The sequence below is a fragment of the Yersinia sp. 2542 StPb PI genome (assembly GCF_048593855.1).
In the GTDB taxonomy this organism is placed as follows: Bacteria; Pseudomonadota; Gammaproteobacteria; order Enterobacterales; family Enterobacteriaceae; genus Yersinia; species Yersinia enterocolitica_E.
Window position 1 is genome coordinate 1 of sequence record NZ_JAZGQA010000082.1, and the last position, 18,652, is coordinate 18,652.

Sequence of the window (18,652 nt, forward strand, 5' to 3'; positions counted from 1 at the left end):
TCTGCGCAACGTTGGGTTGCGAGCGAGATTACCGGTGAAGTGACACTGGAACTGCGTCGTGGCAATGACTATTCGATTCTCAATACGGTATCTGACAATCTGACCTACAAACCAGAGCGCCTGACCATGGAGAAAGGGGATTCCGTATTCTCACCTGACGATCGTATTGGTCAGTTGACTATGCGTAATCTGGATATCACCGACACCCGTGAGAAGCTGTTTAACTATGTTGAAACCGGTTTATTATCCTCTTCAGCAACCACTGGGCTGCCACAAGTTGATAATAACAACTTAGGCGCACGCGGGATTCAGAACAAGAGTAAGTAATTATTCTCTTGAACTAAAATTTTTAGGCCGTAAAGGAAAGCCGTCCGAGTTTGTACACCAATACGTGCCCGCTAAATACTTGACAGTGAGTAGCAATCAGACCGAAATATCAACACTAGATCGCCCTTGCGTTACGTTGGTAACAAAGCCCTGCTGGAAAGGCCGCTTACCTGACCAGCACAAAAAAACCGCCTACCTGGCGGTTTTTTTGTTTCTATTTGATTATTCAACGACTAAAAACTCCCTTAGCAATTCAAAGCCATTCAAGTTGCAGGTAGGCAGCAAGAGAATGAACTCCGATGAGCTTACTCATGTAAGTGATTCGGGTGAATGAACATAGCTAACACCCCCTGTAATTTCAAGGACGAAGGAAACACCCCCAAAGTCATTGGGATTCGGGTGAATGAACGTAGCTAACACCCCCTGTAATTTCAAGGACGAAGGAAACACCCCAAAGTCATTGGGATTCGGGTGAATGAACGTAGCTAACACCCCTGTAATTTCAAGGACGAAGGGGAGTAGGTAACTCAATATTACTTTCAGCCAACAACCCCATATTGTTATACATGGCACAGGCGGCATCCACTAAATGCATGGCAATTGCGGCGCCACTGCCCTCACCTAGCCGCATGCCCATTTGCAAGTATGGCTCGAGTTGCAGATGGCTTAGCGCAATGACCGCACCTTTTTCTGCTGATAGATGAGAGGGGATCAAATAGTCACGGACCCCCGGTGCGATACGGCAAGCCGCTAACGCAGAAGCATATGAGAGGAAACCATCCAACACCACCGGTAACCCCGCCGCCGCCGCACCAAGCATCACGCCGGTCATACCTACCAAATCAAAACCACCCACTTTCGCCAACACATCAATACCATCACTGGCATCTGGATGATTGGTTTCGATAGCACGGCGCACTACCGCCACTTTATGATGCAACTGCGCGCTAGGAAAATTAGCCCCAATCCCCACCACCAATTCAGGATCGCTGTCAGTAAACACGCTGACCATCGCCGCTGCTGGCGTAGTATTCGCCATACCCAACTCACCAACACCAAATACTTTCACGCCTTCAGCCGCCTGCCGTAATGTCAGCAGTGCACTGGCACAAAGTAAATCCTCTGCCTGCTGGCGAGTCATTGCCGCTTCACGGGCGATATTGCCACTGCCACGCGCCACTTTCATATCCACCACACCGGGTAGCGTCTCGCTATCAATACCCACATCGACAATTTTTACTTCAACACCGGCATTAGCCGCTAGCACGCAAACACCCGTTACCCCTTTCACCATGTTCAACGCCTGAACCAGCGTGACCACTCGAGGTGAAATAGCCACGCCTTCATCGTAGACGCCATGATCTGCTGCCATCACAATAATTTGTTTGCGCTCAACTTGATGCCCGTATAACCCCCGCATTCCAGCCAGTTGAACCGCCAGTTGTTCCAGGCGACCTAAGCTACCTGGTGGTTTCAGTAAACCATCCAACCGCACCTGTGCTCGGGCCATCGCCTTGCTATCCAGCGGCGCAATCGTGCGCAGAATCGATGAAAGTGTTTGCATGTACTTAACCTCGTATTGCAGGCTGCCAAACAGCCCGACTGTTAAACGCACGCAGCGTGACAAATCCATCATGGATCTCTAATACGCTGTATGCCCCCTGATCAAAATGAAAATGCCACATAGCCGCCGCTGGCATGGCCAGCAAACGAGCCAACATCAGGCTTAATACCCCCTGATGAGCAACCAGTAGCCGATTGTTATCATTACTTTGTGGTGAAGTGCCCGATGCTAACAACAGTGGCTGGATAACCTCTTCAACCCGGGCAGAAAACTGAGGGAATGACTCTCCTCCCGTGGGACTTGCCTGTTGCCAATCGGCCACCCATTGTGCCCATGCATCCGGGTCTTCTCGCTGTAAATCATGATGATGGCGCATTTCCCAGTCGCCAAAATTCATTTCATTTAATTGCCCGTCGCTATCGGCGCTCACCCGGTGCCCAGCAAGTATGATGTCGGCGGTATGGCGGGCGCGCAGCAACTGGCTGCTGACGCCCTGACAAAAATTCACATCCGCTAACCAATCGGCCACCCATCCGGCCTGCTCCACACCCTGTGGTGTCAGTGCCAAATCGGTCAGGCCGCAAAAAACGCCACGCAAATTGGCCTCGGTTTGCCCGTGGCGTACCAGAAAAAGTCGCATAGAATGGCTCAATCTTGAGATTATTCAGGAAATAACGCTGTTATTGCAGGGCAGCTACAACAGCGCCAGCAAAAACACCAACTCACCTATTTCAGCAGCCGCGCCCAATGTATCACCGGTTTGCCCGCCTAAACGGCGACGCAGATAGGTTGCCAACAGCAGCACTACCGCCATGGTAATCACCAGTGCCAACAGCGCAGTCCCTTTCCCCAGTAACAGGGTAAGTATTGCGCCACCCACTAATGTGACGGCAGTTTGCCGGCCGGTAACTTTACCGATGTAAATATTGCCCAAGCCATTGCCTGCGCGGGCATAACGCTGGCGGTACATCAACAACACAATCACCGTGCGCCCCGCCACTGAAGCTGCCATTAGCATCAATAGCATCGGCACATCGCGCAGTGCCAGTTCACTCACCACCAGCACTTTCGCCACCACGATAAAGATCAAGGCTAAACCGCCGTTAGTACCAAGGCGGCTATCACGCATGATCTCCAACATCTGCTCGCGTTTACGAGCGGAAAACACGCCATCGCAGGTATCTGCCAAACCATCAAGGTGGAAAGCGCCAGTGACCAGCGCCAGTGCCAGCACATAACCCAGTGCCGCTAACGGAATGCCACACCAGGGGGCCAGCAGGGTAAAGACCAGCGCGCCGATGATACCGACAATCAGCCCAATCAGCGGGAAACCGATAATACCGCGTTCGTACTGATCCATCGCCAACCCTTGCGTCCAGCGCTCTGGCACCGGAATCCGGGTCATAAACTGCAAGGTGGCGAGAAATAGACGCAGGCTCATTTAATTTTTACCTCAATGCCGGAAACCACCAGAAACACCTGGTCAGCGGCAGCAGCCAGGCGCTGATTGACCCGACCGGCGATATCGCGAAAATGTCGCGCTAAACGATTTTCCGGCACAATGCCCATCCCCAGTTCATTCGTCACCAAATAAATCGGTGCTGAACTTCGGGCACAGGCGGCCAGCAGATCGGTAATTTGTTGCTGAATCCGCGCTTCAAGTAACATGAAATCCATCTGCTCCGGCGGCGTATCACCGGCCTGTTCAAACAGCAGATTAGTGATAAGGGTGGTAATACACTCCAACATCACCGCTTCGCCGGGTTCCACTTGCTGATCCAACACTGCCCCCAGATCCCGATAACCTTCCCAGGTACGCCAGTGTGCCGGGCGACTGGCGCGATGTAACTCAACCCGCGCGGCCATTTCCACATCTGTTACCACTGAGGTGGCAATATAAAACACCCGCTCAGCCGCCTGTGCCGCCAACCGTTCAGCCAGCGAACTTTTGCCGCTGCGCGCACCTCCGGTAATCAAAATCACTGCGCGCGCTCCTGTCGATGTGTTTTCATTATTTTATAAATACTTTCAATATCAATATTTTGTCGCATATGTGCTGCCAGAATATCAAACTGTTGCTGCTTATGTTCGGCGTAATTCACCGTCACACCATCAAACGCCGCCAGCCCTTTACGTTGGCGCAAATTGTCCAGCAGTGGGCGAGTGAAGTTGTGGCTGTCAAACAGACCATGAATATAGCTGCCCAGCACACTGCCGTCGGCGTTCACCGCCCCTTCCAACCATTGCTCCACTAGCCCGTTACGCAATGTCAATTGTGCGAAAGGCTTGGCTGCCGCTCCAAGCAGGGATGCACCCATATGAATTTCATAACCTTCCAGTTGCTGCTCGCCGCAGCTTTCCAGCATCCCCGGCAGGCCCGTCAGACAATAGCCACTGACCCGCGTGGTCACTTTGTCCTGTGCAAACTGCGTTTCCACATCTAGCAAACCAAGGCCCGCCATCTGTTCCAGCCCAGACTCCACACCATCAATAATACGTTTTCCCAACATCTGATAACCGCCACAGATACCCAGCACCGGTACCTGATGTTGATGTTGTGCCAATAACGCGGCGGCCAGCCCACTGTGATGCAACCGCTGTAAATCGCCCAAGGTATTTTTGCTGCCAGGCAGAATAATCAGATCCGGTTGCCCCAAGGCTGAGGGCTGCGAAACATAGCGCAGGCGCACATCTGGCTGGGCCGCCAACGCATTAAAATCAGTAAAGTTGGCAATGTGTGGCAAGTGAATGACAGCGATATCCAGCGCTTTTTCCGCCGCATCCTGATATTTGCCATTTTGTAATGCCACACCATCTTCATCTTCCAAATCAATATCCAGCCACGGCATTACCCCTAATACCGGCACATCCGTCAGCGCTTCAATCTGTTCCAACCCGGGTTTAAGCAGCGCAATGTCACCCCGAAACTTATTGATTATCACCCCTTTGACCCGGGCTTTTTCATGAGGATGCAACAGGGCTAAGGTGCCATAAATAGCCGCAAACACCCCACCGCGATCGATATCAGCCACCAGTATCACCGGTGCATCGGCCATTGCCGCCATCCCCATATTGACGATATCGCGGTCACGCAGGTTAATTTCTGCCGGGCTACCCGCCCCTTCCAGCACCATGACGTCATATTCACGGGCTAAACTTTGGTAAACCTCGCTGATTTGTTGCTGCAATTGCGGCTTATATTGATGATATTCCACCGCATCCATATTGCAGGCAACTTTGCCCATCAGTACCACCTGCGCCTTACGGTCACTGGTGGGTTTGAGTAGTACCGGATTCATGCGCACATCAGGGGTGATGCCTGCGGCTTCCGCCTGAAAAATCTGTGCCCGCCCCATCTCCTCACCCTGCGGCGTAATACCTGAGTTGAGCGCCATATTCTGCGATTTAAACGGTGCACAACGATAGCCATCCTGCATAAAAATACGGCATAGCCCAGCCACCAATACACTCTTACCTACATCAGATGCGGTACCTTGCACCATCACCGATAAACTCATTGCGCCTCCTCGGTTTCACGCTGACGCATCAACGCAAAAAGTTGTTCTTCCGTTTTGCATAACGGTAACCCTAGCTCGCAGTGCATTTTGACCAACCATGGCTGGATAAGCCCGGCAGCGCGCAGTTTATCCTGTTGCAGAAACACCTCAGTCGTTTCACCGGCCATCATTAAGCGACCATGAGATAAGACATACAGATAGTCACAAACCTTGTAGACCAAATCGATATCATGGCTGGAGAGAATAACCCGTTTCCCTTCTGCCACAATGCGTTCAATGATGGTAATCATGTGCTGACGCCCGGCCGGATCCAGCCCAGCGGTCGGCTCATCGAGTAACAGATACTCTGCTTCCATCACCAGTGCTCCGGCAATTGCCACCCGTTTTTTCTGACCGTGACTGAGGTGCTGAATAGATTTATGGCGAAAACCCTGCGCATCAACCAGTGTCAGCGCCCGATCCACTCGCGCGGCGATCACCGTTTCCTCCACGCCGAGATTACGCAGGCTGAACGCGATATCACTGTCGATATCGGTATAAAAAATCTGCTGTTCCGGGTCTTGGAATACCGTTGTCACCCGTTGGCGTAGCTCACGCAGGCTGGCCTTTTTATAACTCAGCGGCTCTCCTTGCCACAGCACAGTCCCGTGTTGGGGTTGCAAAATACCGGTCAGATTCATAAATAAGGTGGATTTGCCACAGCCATTGGCGCCCAAGACACCAGTGACCGCGTGCTGACTGAAATCCAGCGTCAGATCGTGCAATACCTGCTCATCCTGATAGCTGAAACCTAACTGCCTGGTGGCTAACATCAAATCCTGCCTTACAGGTGGAAATCACCCTGATAAAGTTTCATATCCAGCGAGATAACCATCTGTTGATAGCGAATCATCACGCGGGTAAATAGCATACTCACCAACATAGCCAGCGAATGGTAGCCAGTACGCAATGAGATATAACCAAACCGCAGGGACTGCGCATGATGGATAGCAGCAGCCTCTTCAGCCAAAATAAAAATAAAGCGCCAGGTCAGCAAAATTTGCTCAGTCAGCAAACGGGGGGCATGGCAGCGTTTAAGTATCTGAATAAGCTGTGGGAATGGCGTATTCAGCACAAACCAGAAAGTCGCGGCCAATGCAGCCAGGCTACGCCACAAGGTCTGATTGGCAGTGGTTAGACCGACTTTATCGATACCGAACCACCAATTGCCGATTTGTATACTCCACCACATGCTCTCCGGTTGACGGGCGAGGGATAACACAATAGTCACCAACCCCACCAACAGGAATGACAGCGGGATAGCCAGCCAGCGCAGATAACGGCGCGGGCCAATGCGTAACAAGTAGCAGGTCAGCGCGGCGATAAATATCAGCAGTAGCGCCTGATAGAGCGGCGGGCTGAGCATCGCCAACAACAGGAAAACCCCATACAGCACCAGTTTTCCTATTGGGTCAACCTGCCGCCAGCGGCTTTGATAACTTAGTTTATCAATCCCCAGCATGCTCACCGCGTTTCCCCCGGTAGTAACCCAAGATATAGAAAATCACCGCTGCGCCAATGGAGCCTTGCAGGGTGAACAACAGACTCTCAATTTCACCACTGGCAGGTTCATATAATGGCTGGAACCAAGGCTCATAGTGCGGTGCTGTTTGCTGGATCAGCGCTTCAGCCTCACCATCCGAGCCACCGTATTCGCCACCGTGATTAATAAAGAACGGCATAATAACCAGTGCAATCACCATTGCCAGCAGGATCAGGGTCTTTTTCATGTTAATGGCTCTCCGCGTGAATTAAGCGCCGTTTGGTTAATTGGTCGTAAATCATGACCGTCAGCAACCCTTCGGCAATCGCAATTGGGATCTGGGTAATACAGAACACCCCCATAAACTTGATAACTGAACCACTGATACCAAATTGTGGATCGGGGAATGCCAAGCCAAGTTGCACAGAGGTGACAAAGTAAGTGGTTAAATCCGCTAACATGGCACAGAGGAAGACCCCAACATCACGGCGTAATCCCGCTTTACAGGCCAATTTCCAAACCAAATACCCCACTACCGGCCCGATCACCGCCATCGACATACCGTTAGCACCGAGCGTTGTCAGCCCGCCGTGTGCCAGCAATAGCGCCTGGAACAGCAGTACAATCGCCCCCAGCACTGCCACCACCACCGGCCCAAACAAGATGACAGCCAGCCCTACCCCTGTAGGGTGCGAGCAACTGCCGGTCACCGACGGAATTTTCAGTGCTGAGAGCACGAAAATAAACGCACCACACAGCGCCAGTAACACTTTCTGATTGCTGTCTTCAGCCACAATCTGCTTTAAGCGCACCAACCCCATAAACAGACATGGCAGAAACAATACCCACCAAGCCAGCGCCCACATCGGCGGCAGAAAACCTTCCATAATGTGCATGGCAAAAACGTCATTCGGTGCCAGCGTGAGCAAGATTGCCATTGCCACTCCGCTATAAGACAGTTTCTTTAACTCTTTTTCCATTTCCATTAGTTGCTCCAATCACTTTGGGGAGTAATTTAAAATTAATTAACCCTCTATTTAACTAACCTGTTATCCATTAACTCGTTGCTGTTTATTCACTAAAATGGTCGAGAAATAGGGCAATGGCTGGTCAGCGGCGATGCTATCAAGCTGACGCCAGCACACTTCGCCGGGCAATGAGGCTTCCGACATCAACAGCGCATGTGGGAACAGCTCCAACCGTGCCAGCAGCGCCTGGATCCGAGCAAAACGGCCGTAGACTTTCATTAGCACCACACAGTCGTGATCCCGCAGTGCGCGCTCCAATTCGGCCTCCGGCGCGGTACAGGACATGATGGCCAGTGACTGCTGCTCCATCGCCAGCGGTAGCGCCGCACGCGAGGCAATGGCGGCAAATGAGGTTACGCCCGGTACGATTTCCAACCAATCAGGCCGCCCGATGCGTTCCAATAAAAACACCCACGTGCTGAATAACATGGCATCGCCGAGGGTGATAAACCCCACCTGACGGCCATTGGCCACTTCCGATTGCAACTGTTGTGCCACCTCATCCCATACCGCTTGCTTCTCACTATCATCAGCGCTCATAGGGAAATGACAGGTGCGGATTTCGGTATGTGGTGAAAGGTATTCGCGCACGATAGAGAGCGCCAGACTGTCGCCACCTTTGCGCCCGGCAGGCGCATACAGCACATCGAGTTTGGCTATCAGCCGTGCTGCGCGCACCGTAATTAAATCACTGGCACCTGGGCCAACACCCAATGCATAAAGTCTGCCGCTCATTACGCTGCCTCCTGCTGTTTTTGTTGTAAGGCTTGGTCCAGATGTTCGACAAACATTTGACGTATCAATGGGTTCTCACCCAATCCTTGTAACCAGGAGTGAGCACAGATACCGGCGGCCTCCAATTGCGATTGCCATGAGTCCGGCTCATCAGAGGCCATATCGTTGATGGCATGGCAGCCTGCCACCAACATCAGCGGCATTAAGTGCACTTTACGTACCCCCTGCTGTTGCAGCCGGGTAATGATATGGCTGATTTCTGGATAACTTTCTACCGCGCCCACCAATGCCGGGAAATGCAGCGAGGTCATCAGATGATCAAGGCAGGCATAGGCTGAAAAGGCATAATGGCTGGCGCCGTGGCCCATAAAAACCACTCGCTCATCGGCGGCCAGCACCGGCATTTGAGCCTGTAACGCCACCAGCAATTGTTGGTAATCGGCAAAACTGCTTAACAACGGCGTACCCAATACCAGACGATGGAAACAGTCGCTAAAGGTGCGCACTTCATTAGCAATTTTTTCGTATTCATCGCCGTTTATCACATGCAGCGATTGGATGGCGACATCCTGATAGCCCTGTTCAGCCAGGTGTTTTAGCGCCTCCCGTGGGTTGTTGATCAGCAAACCATCGCGTTTGCGCAATTTGCGGATGATCATCTCCGAGGTAAACGCGCGAAAGACATCACGATCGCTGTAAGCTGCCGCCAGTTGCTGCTCGCAAGCATCAATATTCTTTTGGCGGGTTTGTTCATAACTGGTGCCAAAACTGATCACCAACAGTGCCTTTTTCATTTTATTGTCCTCGTTGTTCTTGCCTGTGGGCCAAATTGTTGCCAGTGGTTCAGATGTTGACTAAATTCATCTAATGACGTCACTTGCTGACCAATACCGCCCAATACCACGCTGGCGGGGCGACACACCACAATGCAGGGGATATTCAGTGCCAGACAGGGGGCGACTTTTTCCTGATATCCCCCCTGGGCACCGGACTCTTTAGTGATAACCACATCCGGCTGGCAAAACTCATACAGTGCCTGATTGAACGACGCGCTGAATGGCCCGCGCAGCGCAATAATGTGGTCTACCCCCAGCCCCAGCGCCTCACATTGGTTCAGCACTTGCGCCGTGGGCAGCACCCGAACCAGTAAGGTTTTACCCACCAGCCCACGTTGATATTCAGCCAACTGCTTGCTGCCAGTCGTGAGTAACACCCGCGGCCCCAGCCGTTTGGCCACCTCACAGGCCGCAGCGACACTATCGACCTTGTGCAGTAGAGGGTGGCTCAGAACATCAATTTCACTTGGTCGTTGGTAACGGGTCAGCGTGACATTTGACTGTTCGCAGGCCGCCACCACATTGTCACTGAGCATGCAGGCATAAGGATGCGAGGCATCAATCACCCACTGGACCTGTCTGGTCGCCAAAAAATCAGCCATCTGCCCTGCATCCATCCGCCCAACCATGACCTCACCGCCAATATCCCCCGCCAGTTGTTTACCGGCGTCCGTGGCGACCGACAGGCTATAGCGTTGCTCTGCGACATCCAGTAATTGGCAAATCAGCCGCGCATCACTGGTACCGCCAAACACATGAATCGGTGGATAAGGGTGATGGCCCATCACAATGAATAGCCCCGTGGCGTGATCATCAGCCCATCACGGCAATAGGTCGCCTGATTACCGACGATAACCAGACTGGTCATATCCACCGGTTCGAAATCCATCTCACCCAGCGTGGTTAGCCATTTCTCCTGTTTTTTACGCCCGGCGGCTTTCACTACCCCGACCGGCGTTTCAGGCCGCTTCCACGGCTGCATTAGCTCAAACGCGCGGGCCAGATGCCCTTCACGGCCACGGCTGCGTGGGTTATAGAAACAGATAACAAAATCAGCCTGCGCTGCCGCGATAATGCGCTTTTCGATCACCGCCCACGGCGTCATCAAATCACTCAGGCTGATATGACAAAAATCATGCATTAGCGGCGCACCGAGTAACGAGGCGGCAGCAATACTGGCGGTGATCCCCGCCACCAACCGCACCTCCAACTCCAATTTTTGTTGCGTTACCAGCTCCAGCACCAAGCCCGCCATACCATAGATCCCGGCATCACCACTGCTGATAAGCGCCACGTTATGGCCCGCCAGCGCCAGATCAATGGCGGTTTGGCAGCGCTCTATCTCTTTACACATGCCGGTTTTGATCACCTGCTTATCCCCAGTCAAGGGTTTCACCAGATGGGTATAGGTTTTATAACCAACGATAATTTCCGCCTCGCGGATTGCGACGATGGCTTCCTGCGTCATCATCGATTCACTGCCCGGCCCAATGCCAATTACGGTTAACATTAATGCGATACTCCCAGAGTGATGGTGACACCCTGCTGACGCAGAGTATTGCCAACCAATTTACCGTCGCTCATCAGCCAGGCGACCGGTTGTGAAACGCTGCCGACACCCACCGTTTGGCGGACAAAATCAGAAGCAGGGAAACGTTGCTCATGGCGGCTCAGTTCGCCGACACTGAACAGTTCGAACGGTACTCGCCAGCACTGAGCCAATTGATGTAGCGCGGGTTCATCTTTTTTGATAGTGACACTGCCAATAGCCCGCAGCGCCATGAGGTCAAAGTGATTCTCGGCCATTTGCTGTTGTAACAATTCAACCAAGGTTTGCAGCGAGGTGGCCCGGCGGCAACCGATACCCGCGACTACCCGGCGTGGCACCAGTTTGTAAACCGGTAATGGTAATGGGGGCAGGCTGTCGCGTAACGTGACGCAAACTAGTGCATCCAGTTTTGGCAATTGATCCAACGAATCGACCGCTACAAAACCACGGGTGTCACAGCGTTCACGCTCAGCTAACAGGGGTGCATCCCACCACAACCCCACTTTTTGTTCGCTGACCAACATTTGATTGACCACTTTGACGGCGTGACGAAAATCCTGCATTTCGCCGTCCAGTTGGGTCGCCAGCGTATCCAATGCCGCCATCTGGTTAACGTCGGTTGCAGTAGTTATCACCGGATCGGCCCCGAGAATGCCCGCCAGATACCGGGTTAACGTATTGGCACCACCCACGTGACCAGACAACAGACTAATAACATGTTGCCCACGCTCATCAATCACCACCACCGCCGGATCACTCATTTTGTCATTCACCAACGGGGCGATAACCCGCACTGTCAGGCCGATAGCCCCGACCACCACCAGTGCCGAGTACTGTTTAAATGCCTCGCGGATGGTGTCGCCAAAACTGCCATTGAACGGCAGAAAACCCGGTTCCAACAGTTTTTCACTGGTAAAGCAGGTCAGCGGCAAGTGGGTCTGCAAACGCCGCGCCAACCGCACCCCGCCCGGAGTCAGGCAAAATACCGCTATGGATTCAGGCTTGACGATATTCATGGCTAAACCCCGCATCATAGAGTTTGGAATAGTGGTATTCATCGCCAAGGAACGGCCCCACCAAAATCAGTGCAGTTTTATGAATAGCGGCGGCGCGGACCAATTCGGCGATATCAGCCAGCGTACCGCGCACAGTAAGGCTTTCAGCCCATGTCGCTTTGTACACCACCGCAACAGGAGTCGTCGCCGGGTATCCACCAGCAATCAAACGTTCAGCTACGCGGTCCATCTCTTGCACTGACAAGAAAATCGCCATCGACGTTTGGTGCGCGGCAAACGCCTCCAGTTGCTCCAGCGGCGGCATCGGGGTTCGCCCTTCGATTCGGGTAATAATCAAGCTCTGCGCCACTTCTGGCACGGTGTATTCCACCCCCAGTTGCGCTGCTGCGCCAAGAAAAGCACTGACACCCGGTACCGACACAAAACCAATACCGTGCTCACTCAACACCTCCCCCTGCTCACGGATCGAACCATATAAAGAGAGGTCACCGGTTTGTAATCGCACCACCAACTTGCCAGCCCGCACACCATCAACCATCAGTGTGATGATCTGTTCCAAATTCAAACCCGCGCTATCGTGGCATTGCGCCTCTGGCGAACAATATTCCAGCAGTTCGGTATTGATCAGCGAGCCGGCGTAGATAACCACCTCTGCTTGCTGTAACAACCGGTAGCCTTTCAGGGTGATCAACTCTTTGTCGCCCGGCCCTGCACCGACAAACCAGATTTTTTGTGTATCCCAGGGTTGTATTACCGCTGTTGATACAGCATCAGGATGCTCAGACATTGCGCGCCTCCTTGTGGCAGGAAATAAGATAAGTAGGATTATTAGGTTTAAAATAGTGTCCGCTGCCCAAAGGGGTCAGGGTGGAGAGTTGCAACTGCACGCAATCTAACTGGCTGACAGCGCAGTGCTGTAAGTGAGCCAACGCGTCATTAAGGTTATTGAGCAAAATAAAGGTCAGTACCAAACGGCCATCGGGCTTTAGTGTCATCAGCGCCCAATCAATCAGATCGGTTAAATGCCCGCCGCTGCCACCAATAAAAATGGCATCGGCTGTGGCCGTATTAGGCAAGGGGGCAACGCCTGCAATAATCGCCACATTGTGGCAACCCAGCCGCTGGCGGTTTTCGCTAATCAGTTCCAGTGCCGCTGGATTGCGCTCAATCGCGGTGACCTGCAAATCGGGGAAGCGCAGTGCCGCCTCCAACGCCACACTGCCCGTCCCGGCGCCCACATCAATCAGATGGCCATAACAAGGTAACTCCAGCCGTTCCAGTGCCAATGCGCGCACCGCTTCTTTGGTCATCGGGACTTTTTGCCCACGTAAGAACAGATCATCTCTCATTGAGGATCACCACCACATTCATGTCATAACGCGCCGCCACCTGTTGTTGCGACAGACGGTGAATACGTTCATTGGGTTGTGACAGGTTTTCACCGATAATCAAGGTGCGGGACAGACCACGCTGATGTAATGCATCGGCGATGGCACGCGGGCCGATAATACTGTCAGTCACCATCGCCACCTTGTCATGCTGGAAAATCCAGTCAAAATCGGGTACCCGCCCGTGGCTGCTGGTAAGAAAAAGGTCATTCATATCCAGCGCCACTTTGGCACACAGATATTGAATAGCGCTGATGCCGGGCACGATATGTAACTCGTCAGTGCCGAAGTTCGCCGCCAGCAGTTTGCCAATGCCATACAGCAGAGGATCACCGGAAGCCAGTACCACAATGGCGCGAGTTTTGTTGCTATCCAGCCACTCCAGTAACCCCAGCAGATCCGCATCTAACCAGCGGGACTCACGGACATTGCTGCTAAATGTTGCCAGATGGCGCTTCCCGCCCACCAATACCTCAGCCTGGCTGATAGCCCGCCGGGCTTCAGGGGTCAGATAGTCGATATCACCTGGGCCGATGCCAACAACCGTAATCATCGCAATGCCTCCACAATCTCATCCAGAGGCCGGCTGCTGCCTAACACCTGATTATCGAAAGAGAATAAAATCGCATCGCACTGCGGCGGATTAACGGAGAAACGCATCATTTCAGCAATTCGCTCACAGATACGTTCGGCAATACGGCTGTAGACCGCCTGCCACCCCTGCTCAGCAATCAATTCCATCGCCGCTTCAGTGGTATCGCACTGGTTCACTTCAAGCAGTAGCGCATGCGGCGCCCTCATCAGCGCCAGATGGGCAACCAATGTTTCCATACGCCCATCCGCGATATGGCTGTGGGTATGGAAGATACCGGCAGCCACTTTCACTAATTTGCCGGGATGCCCTACCAGCAGCACCTGACGAAAGCCCAGTCGCACGGTTTCCTGCAACATATAGCCGACGAAATTACTCATGGTCACCACCCGCTGGCTGTCGAGGCCCAGATGGTCGCGAACAAAGCGCTCGCCATGATTGCCCGGTACCAGAATGACGCGATCTTCACCCGCCGCGCGCTTCATCTCCAATTCCAGTGCCAGCGAGCGTTTCCAGCTCTCTTCCGACATCGGTGTCACAATGCCGGTAGTACCGATGATGGAAATGCCACCGAGGATCCCCAACCGCCCGTTGTAGGTTTTTTTCGCCCGCTGTTGCCCTTCGGGAGCAAAGATCTCTATTTCAGCACCGCGTAACGGGCCGATGACCTCGCGCACTGCTGCCTCGATGGTCTGGCGTGGTGTACGATTAATGGCTGAGCTGCCGACGGGGAGGCCAATACCTTTACGGGTTACTGTCCCGACTCCTTCGCCACCGCGCAGAGTAATTTCCGTCTGTTCACGCAGCGTGACGCGAGCAAAAATCAGCATGCCGTGGGTCGCATCAACATCATCACCACCATCTTTGCGGATGGCCGCCGTAGCTTGCTGGCCCTCAATGAGGGGTTGTTCTACATTCAGGCATAACGTGACACCGGAAGGCGTCACAATTGAAATCTGGTCAATCACTTGCTGGCGCAACACCATTAGCGCCGCCACTTTAGCCGCCGCCGTCGCACAAGAACCGGTGGTGTAGCCTTTGCGATATTGTTTGCCGTTATGCCAAATACTGTCTAATTGCTGGTTTTGCAGCATCTGACTGTCATTGACAGTAGCCTCACTCATAGCGCCCCCCGTAACTGATAGAGGATGGCGTTGATGATGGCTGCTGCCACATTGCTACCCCCTTTGCGCCCAAGTGCTGCAATGCACGGCAGGTCACTGGCAACCAAGGCATCTTTGGATTCAGCCGCCCCGACAAACCCCACCGGTACACCAATGACCGCGATCGGTGTGGCGTGGCGTTCCAACAAGCGGAATAACGCAGTCGGGGCATTACCAAAGACAAACAGCTTTTCTCCTGACTCTGCCAGAGCAACATCCACTGCGGCCATCGAGCGAGTAATACCCTGTAGCGGCGCACTCTCCACCACCCGTGGGTCACTGATGTAGCAACGGCATTCACATCCCATCTGCTTTAACAGCACTTTGTTGATACCGGACATCGCCATCGTGGTATCGGTATAAAGGGTGCAACCCCGGCGGATACCCTCGGCAATATGGGTCAGTACCTGCGGTGAGAAATGCAGAATATCCAGCCAATCAAAATCCGCCGTGGTATGGATAACCCGCTTGATCACCGCTTCTTGCATCTCACTGACAAAGCGAAAGTCCGGCCGCTCATCGGCAATAATGTCACCGATGATGGCAAAACTGTTTTGCTCTATTTCCTGCGGGTTCTTTATATAGTTCATCAGGTTATCCTTGTTAAATGCCGACCAGCAGCAGACGAATCAGGGCAAACAGTAATAGCGCTAATAACGATGCCACCAGCATCAAATGGATAGTGCGCGGGATATCGCCCAGATCCACCTCGCGCCGTTCATCACCGATCCAGGGTTTTTCAACCCGCACGCCAAAGTAATCATTCGGCCCCCCCAACCGCACGCCCAGCGCACCGGCAACCGTGGCCTCAGACCAGGCGCAGTTAGGACTGGCGTGCTGATAACGATCACGCCAGCCGATGCGCAATGCCTGACGATAATCGGCCCGGAGTAACCATGCGGCTGCGCTGAGTAATAGCCAGCTCAGACGGGCTGGGATCCAGTTCGCCAGATCATCCATCCGTGCCGACACATAACCAATTGCGCGGTATTTTGGCGTTTTGTAACCCACCATCGAATCAAGGGTATTGACTGCTTTGTAAGCCATTGCCAGCGGAGCGCCGCCTAACATCAGAAAGAACAGCGGTGCAATCACGCCATCAACGCTGTTTTCGGCCACTGTCTCTACCACCGCACGGGTGATTTGTGGCTTCTCCAGTTGTGAGGTGTCACGCCCGACAATCCATGACAGCTTCTCGCGGCTTTGTGCCAGCGAACCGTGTTTCAGGGCATCAAACACCAGCAGCGCTGCGTCACTCAGGCAACGTCCCGCTAATAAGGTGTAAATCATCCACACTTGCGCCAACCAGCCGAGCCACGGATTGATGTGTGTCATCAGTGATAAGAATCCCCAACTCAGCAGCCATGTCACACCGACCACCACCAACCACAACACTGCGCCCCCCCACTTCAATGCCCGTTCACTTTGGCAAACCGCACGAATCGCACGCTGCATGACAGAGATCAGGTTACCCATCCAGCGCACCGGATGCGGCCAGTGCGGCGGGTCGCCGAGCCAGCTATCAAGCAAGAAAGCGACAAACCATGCGCTCAGGGTCATAGCACGCTCCGGGCAGCGGTCAGCCAGCCATCCAGTAAACCGGGGCGCTGAGCAAAATGGATATGCAGATAGCTGGCCTGAGTGCGCTGGAGTTGATAGCCACTGTGCCAGCGCTGAATAGCGACGCCATCACGCCATTTGCTGCTATCAAATACCGGCGTCAATGGGCTGGTAAAATCGGAATAATGGAATTCATGACCACGTAGAACTTCACCTTGTGCAGCCAATAAGGTGTCACTGCGGGCCTGTGCCTGACAGTAACCAAAGCGAGTCAGCCGTTTCCCCATCTGGCTCTCACCGGCCAAAATACCAACCATCGGGTGGCGCTGCCCCCCCTCATCCGTTAAGCCATCACCGAGGTACATCAGGCCACCGCATTCGGCATACAGCGGAATCTGTTGGCGGTGCGCTTGCTGTAACGCTGCATGCATCGCTGTATTTGCGGCTAAGCGAGCAGCGTGAATTTCGGGATAACCGCCCCCGAGATAAATCATCTGGCAATCAGGTAACCGGCGGTCATGAAGTGGGCTGAAACGTTGGATGCGCACGCCTGCCTGCTCTAGCAGGTCAAGGTTATCGGGGTAATAGAAATTGAATGCTTCATCTTCGGCCAAGGCCAGTGTCAGGCCGTTAGCCAGTGTGGATGAAGGTAAGGAAGGGGGGGTGCCGACAGGCTGTGCCGCACAATGCGTCAGTGCCAGTAATCGGTCAAGATCGATAAAGGCTTCAACCTGCTGTGCCAGCCGTTGCCAGCGGGGCGAGCTGTCGGGCTGATGGGTTTTACCCGCCACGCCCTCACGCTGTTCTTGCACCGGTATCAACCCTAAATGGCGTGATGGCAGCGCGATATCATCCATCACCGGCAAACGGCCCAGCACGGGAATACCGCAGTAATGCTCGATGGCGTGGCGGATTAGCTGATAATGGTTTTCTGAATTAACACGGTTAACAATCACGCCTGCAATGGTGAGATTCCGGTCAAACTGGCAGAACCCTAGCACGGTAGCTGCAACCGAGGTAGATACCGCCTTGCCATCCACCAGTAAGATAACCGGGCAGCCCAGTTGCTTGGCCATCGCCGCACTACTGCAATAATCAGGATCAGTGCCGTAGCCGTCATACAAGCCCATCACACCTTCGATCACCGCCACATCAGCATGGCGCATATGCTGATTATACAGCCCATTCAAGGTCGCAGGCGGTAGCATAAAAGCATCGAGGTTACGCGAGGTAACACCGCTGACGGCGCTATGCCAGCCGGTATCCAGGTAATCTGGCCCGACCTTAAACGGCTGCACAGACAACCCGCGCGCCATCAGCGCCCGCAGAATACCCAACGTCACGGTTGTTTTACCGCATCCACTGCCGGTACCTGCGATAATAAATGCTTGTTTGCCAGACCGTTGCATAAAAAATCCCGCCATTTCGAGCGGGATATGCAGTGTCAAAAAGGTGCGTCTGCGCAACGTCACCGCAGCGCGCATCTGATGACAACCCGCTTCCCACCGAAGGAGTTGAATATATTTTACCGATCTGGCTGGTCTTCTGGCTTAGCGTCATCCTCCCCCGCACCTTCCCAATCCAGTGGATCAGTGGTTTCAGCGGGTTCGTCGGCATCACAGCAGCGGGGGCTGCGGGGGATTTTCACCCCCTTCCCTGTCGCGTATTAAGTATCAATGCATACACGACATAACCATTTCAGTAACTTCCCCCTCGTATTGATAGCTACAGCGTTGTTAGCAACTCTCACGCACCTGCATCACTGACCTTAGTCAGCTCCACGGGTTTGTTCGTTTGCTACCTTGCTGCAACGCCAACTACGTTGAGGTATGTATTTATCTAATACAGTAGATT

At 53.4% G+C, this 18,652-nt stretch carries 21 protein-coding genes, 1 pseudogene and 1 riboswitch; of the genes and pseudogenes, 1 reads left to right on the plus strand and 21 read right to left on the minus strand.

Annotated features, from left to right (window positions below; translation table 11 throughout):
• Positions 1–327: pseudogene (locus V1952_RS11850) on the plus strand (argininosuccinate synthase); the annotation flags it as partial.
• Between the two features lie 502 nt (positions 328–829).
• On the opposite strand, the gene cobT reads toward V1952_RS11850, so the two are convergent.
• The 21 genes from cobT to V1952_RS11955 form a co-directional block, all read right to left on the minus strand.
• A complete protein-coding gene (gene cobT, locus V1952_RS11855) occupies positions 830–1,891 on the minus strand; it encodes a nicotinate-nucleotide--dimethylbenzimidazole phosphoribosyltransferase (RefSeq protein WP_372558508.1) in 1,062 nt (353 codons plus the stop codon).
• Between the two features lie 4 nt (positions 1,892–1,895).
• Positions 1,896–2,531, minus strand: coding sequence for an adenosylcobalamin/alpha-ribazole phosphatase (locus tag V1952_RS11860; RefSeq protein WP_372558507.1), 636 nt, complete (start codon positions 2,529–2,531; stop codon positions 1,896–1,898).
• Between the two features lie 54 nt (positions 2,532–2,585).
• Positions 2,586–3,332, minus strand: a complete 747-nt coding sequence (gene cobS, locus V1952_RS11865; RefSeq protein ID WP_372558506.1) for an adenosylcobinamide-GDP ribazoletransferase — start codon at positions 3,330–3,332, stop codon at positions 2,586–2,588.
• On the minus strand, positions 3,329–3,874 hold the full coding sequence (cobU, locus tag V1952_RS11870; RefSeq protein WP_420074789.1) for a bifunctional adenosylcobinamide kinase/adenosylcobinamide-phosphate guanylyltransferase: 546 nt from the start codon (positions 3,872–3,874) through the stop codon (positions 3,329–3,331). Before cobU ends, cobS begins: the two co-directional genes overlap by 4 nt.
• The gene (locus tag V1952_RS11875; protein WP_420074790.1) at positions 3,871–5,409 is read right to left on the minus strand and encodes a cobyric acid synthase; all 1,539 of its coding nucleotides are present in this window, start codon (positions 5,407–5,409) and stop codon (positions 3,871–3,873) included. The genes cobU and V1952_RS11875 overlap by 4 nt, the downstream gene beginning before the upstream one ends.
• Positions 5,406–6,221 carry an ATP-binding cassette domain-containing protein gene (locus tag V1952_RS11880; RefSeq protein ID WP_083159258.1) on the minus strand — a complete coding sequence of 272 codons (816 nt, stop codon included), beginning with the start codon at positions 6,219–6,221 and terminating at the stop codon, positions 5,406–5,408. The genes V1952_RS11875 and V1952_RS11880 overlap by 4 nt, the downstream gene beginning before the upstream one ends.
• 11 nt (positions 6,222–6,232) lie before the next feature.
• Entirely contained in the window at positions 6,233–6,910 is a 678-nt protein-coding gene (locus V1952_RS11885) for an energy-coupling factor ABC transporter transmembrane protein (RefSeq protein WP_372558503.1), read from the minus strand.
• Entirely contained in the window at positions 6,897–7,178 is a 282-nt protein-coding gene (locus V1952_RS11890; protein ID WP_005185363.1) for an energy-coupling factor ABC transporter substrate-binding protein, read from the minus strand. Before V1952_RS11890 ends, V1952_RS11885 begins: the two co-directional genes overlap by 14 nt.
• Position 7,179: 1 nt before the next feature.
• On the minus strand, positions 7,180–7,917 hold the full coding sequence (gene cbiM / locus V1952_RS11895) for a cobalt ECF transporter S component CbiM (RefSeq protein WP_005185360.1): 738 nt from the start codon (positions 7,915–7,917) through the stop codon (positions 7,180–7,182).
• Positions 7,918–7,980: 63 nt separating this feature from the next.
• Positions 7,981–8,694, minus strand: a complete 714-nt coding sequence (locus tag V1952_RS11900) for a cobalt-factor II C(20)-methyltransferase (protein WP_372558502.1) — start codon at positions 8,692–8,694, stop codon at positions 7,981–7,983.
• Entirely contained in the window at positions 8,694–9,488 is a 795-nt protein-coding gene (cbiK, locus tag V1952_RS11905; protein WP_372558501.1) for a sirohydrochlorin cobaltochelatase, read from the minus strand. The genes V1952_RS11900 and cbiK overlap by 1 nt, the downstream gene beginning before the upstream one ends.
• On the minus strand, positions 9,485–10,315 hold the full coding sequence (locus V1952_RS11910; RefSeq protein WP_420071662.1) for a cobalt-precorrin-6A reductase: 831 nt from the start codon (positions 10,313–10,315) through the stop codon (positions 9,485–9,487). The genes cbiK and V1952_RS11910 overlap by 4 nt, the downstream gene beginning before the upstream one ends.
• Positions 10,315–11,040, minus strand: a complete 726-nt coding sequence (locus tag V1952_RS11915; protein ID WP_420074791.1) for a precorrin-3B C(17)-methyltransferase — start codon at positions 11,038–11,040, stop codon at positions 10,315–10,317. Before V1952_RS11915 ends, V1952_RS11910 begins: the two co-directional genes overlap by 1 nt.
• Positions 11,040–12,095: a cobalt-precorrin 5A hydrolase gene (gene cbiG / locus V1952_RS11920; protein ID WP_372558499.1), complete on the minus strand. Its 1,056-nt coding sequence runs from the start codon at positions 12,093–12,095 to the stop codon at positions 11,040–11,042. The genes V1952_RS11915 and cbiG overlap by 1 nt, the downstream gene beginning before the upstream one ends.
• A complete protein-coding gene (locus V1952_RS11925; RefSeq protein WP_420074792.1) occupies positions 12,076–12,882 on the minus strand; it encodes a cobalt-precorrin-4 methyltransferase in 807 nt (268 codons plus the stop codon). The genes cbiG and V1952_RS11925 overlap by 20 nt, the downstream gene beginning before the upstream one ends.
• Complete coding sequence (locus V1952_RS11930; protein ID WP_420074793.1) at positions 12,875–13,444, minus strand: decarboxylating cobalt-precorrin-6B (C(15))-methyltransferase; 570 nt, start codon at positions 13,442–13,444, stop codon at positions 12,875–12,877. The genes V1952_RS11925 and V1952_RS11930 overlap by 8 nt, the downstream gene beginning before the upstream one ends.
• Positions 13,434–14,036: a cobalt-precorrin-7 (C(5))-methyltransferase gene (locus V1952_RS11935; RefSeq protein WP_372558497.1), complete on the minus strand. Its 603-nt coding sequence runs from the start codon at positions 14,034–14,036 to the stop codon at positions 13,434–13,436. Before V1952_RS11935 ends, V1952_RS11930 begins: the two co-directional genes overlap by 11 nt.
• Positions 14,033–15,199 carry a cobalt-precorrin-5B (C(1))-methyltransferase CbiD gene (gene cbiD / locus V1952_RS11940; RefSeq protein ID WP_420074794.1) on the minus strand — a complete coding sequence of 389 codons (1,167 nt, stop codon included), beginning with the start codon at positions 15,197–15,199 and terminating at the stop codon, positions 14,033–14,035. The genes V1952_RS11935 and cbiD overlap by 4 nt, the downstream gene beginning before the upstream one ends.
• Positions 15,196–15,828, minus strand: coding sequence for a cobalt-precorrin-8 methylmutase (locus V1952_RS11945; RefSeq protein WP_372558495.1), 633 nt, complete (start codon positions 15,826–15,828; stop codon positions 15,196–15,198). Before V1952_RS11945 ends, cbiD begins: the two co-directional genes overlap by 4 nt.
• A 13-nt stretch (positions 15,829–15,841) precedes the next feature.
• Positions 15,842–16,798, minus strand: coding sequence for an adenosylcobinamide-phosphate synthase CbiB (gene cbiB / locus V1952_RS11950; protein ID WP_372558494.1), 957 nt, complete (start codon positions 16,796–16,798; stop codon positions 15,842–15,844).
• Positions 16,795–18,207 carry a cobyrinate a,c-diamide synthase gene (locus V1952_RS11955; protein WP_420074795.1) on the minus strand — a complete coding sequence of 471 codons (1,413 nt, stop codon included), beginning with the start codon at positions 18,205–18,207 and terminating at the stop codon, positions 16,795–16,797. Before V1952_RS11955 ends, cbiB begins: the two co-directional genes overlap by 4 nt.
• Before the next feature lie 108 nt (positions 18,208–18,315).
• A riboswitch (cobalamin riboswitch) is annotated at positions 18,316–18,503 on the minus strand.
• Positions 18,504–18,652 lie beyond the last annotated feature (149 nt).

Coding starts and splice junctions, on each gene's coding strand:
- cobT (WP_372558508.1), bottom strand. CDS start 1,891: ATGCAAACACTTTCATCGATTCTGCGCACGATTGCGCCGCTGGATAGC.
- V1952_RS11860 (WP_372558507.1), bottom strand. CDS start 2,531: ATGCGACTTTTTCTGGTACGCCACGGGCAAACCGAGGCCAATTTGCGT.
- cobS (WP_372558506.1), bottom strand. CDS start 3,332: ATGAGCCTGCGTCTATTTCTCGCCACCTTGCAGTTTATGACCCGGATT.
- V1952_RS11875 (WP_420074790.1), bottom strand. CDS start 5,409: ATGAGTTTATCGGTGATGGTGCAAGGTACCGCATCTGATGTAGGTAAG.
- V1952_RS11880 (WP_083159258.1), bottom strand. CDS start 6,221: ATGTTAGCCACCAGGCAGTTAGGTTTCAGCTATCAGGATGAGCAGGTA.
- V1952_RS11885 (WP_372558503.1), bottom strand. CDS start 6,910: ATGCTGGGGATTGATAAACTAAGTTATCAAAGCCGCTGGCGGCAGGTT.
- V1952_RS11890 (WP_005185363.1), bottom strand. CDS start 7,178: ATGAAAAAGACCCTGATCCTGCTGGCAATGGTGATTGCACTGGTTATT.
- cbiM (WP_005185360.1), bottom strand. CDS start 7,917: ATGGAAATGGAAAAAGAGTTAAAGAAACTGTCTTATAGCGGAGTGGCA.
- V1952_RS11900 (WP_372558502.1), bottom strand. CDS start 8,694: ATGAGCGGCAGACTTTATGCATTGGGTGTTGGCCCAGGTGCCAGTGAT.
- cbiK (WP_372558501.1), bottom strand. CDS start 9,488: ATGAAAAAGGCACTGTTGGTGATCAGTTTTGGCACCAGTTATGAACAA.
- V1952_RS11910 (WP_420071662.1), bottom strand. CDS start 10,315: ATGGGCCATCACCCTTATCCACCGATTCATGTGTTTGGCGGTACCAGT.
- V1952_RS11915 (WP_420074791.1), bottom strand. CDS start 11,040: ATGTTAACCGTAATTGGCATTGGGCCGGGCAGTGAATCGATGATGACG.
- cbiG (WP_372558499.1), bottom strand. CDS start 12,095: ATGAATATCGTCAAGCCTGAATCCATAGCGGTATTTTGCCTGACTCCG.
- V1952_RS11925 (WP_420074792.1), bottom strand. CDS start 12,882: ATGTCTGAGCATCCTGATGCTGTATCAACAGCGGTAATACAACCCTGG.
- V1952_RS11930 (WP_420074793.1), bottom strand. CDS start 13,444: ATGAGAGATGATCTGTTCTTACGTGGGCAAAAAGTCCCGATGACCAAA.
- V1952_RS11935 (WP_372558497.1), bottom strand. CDS start 14,036: ATGATTACGGTTGTTGGCATCGGCCCAGGTGATATCGACTATCTGACC.
- cbiD (WP_420074794.1), bottom strand. CDS start 15,199: ATGAGTGAGGCTACTGTCAATGACAGTCAGATGCTGCAAAACCAGCAA.
- V1952_RS11945 (WP_372558495.1), bottom strand. CDS start 15,828: ATGAACTATATAAAGAACCCGCAGGAAATAGAGCAAAACAGTTTTGCC.
- cbiB (WP_372558494.1), bottom strand. CDS start 16,798: ATGACCCTGAGCGCATGGTTTGTCGCTTTCTTGCTTGATAGCTGGCTC.
- V1952_RS11955 (WP_420074795.1), bottom strand. CDS start 18,207: ATGCAACGGTCTGGCAAACAAGCATTTATTATCGCAGGTACCGGCAGT.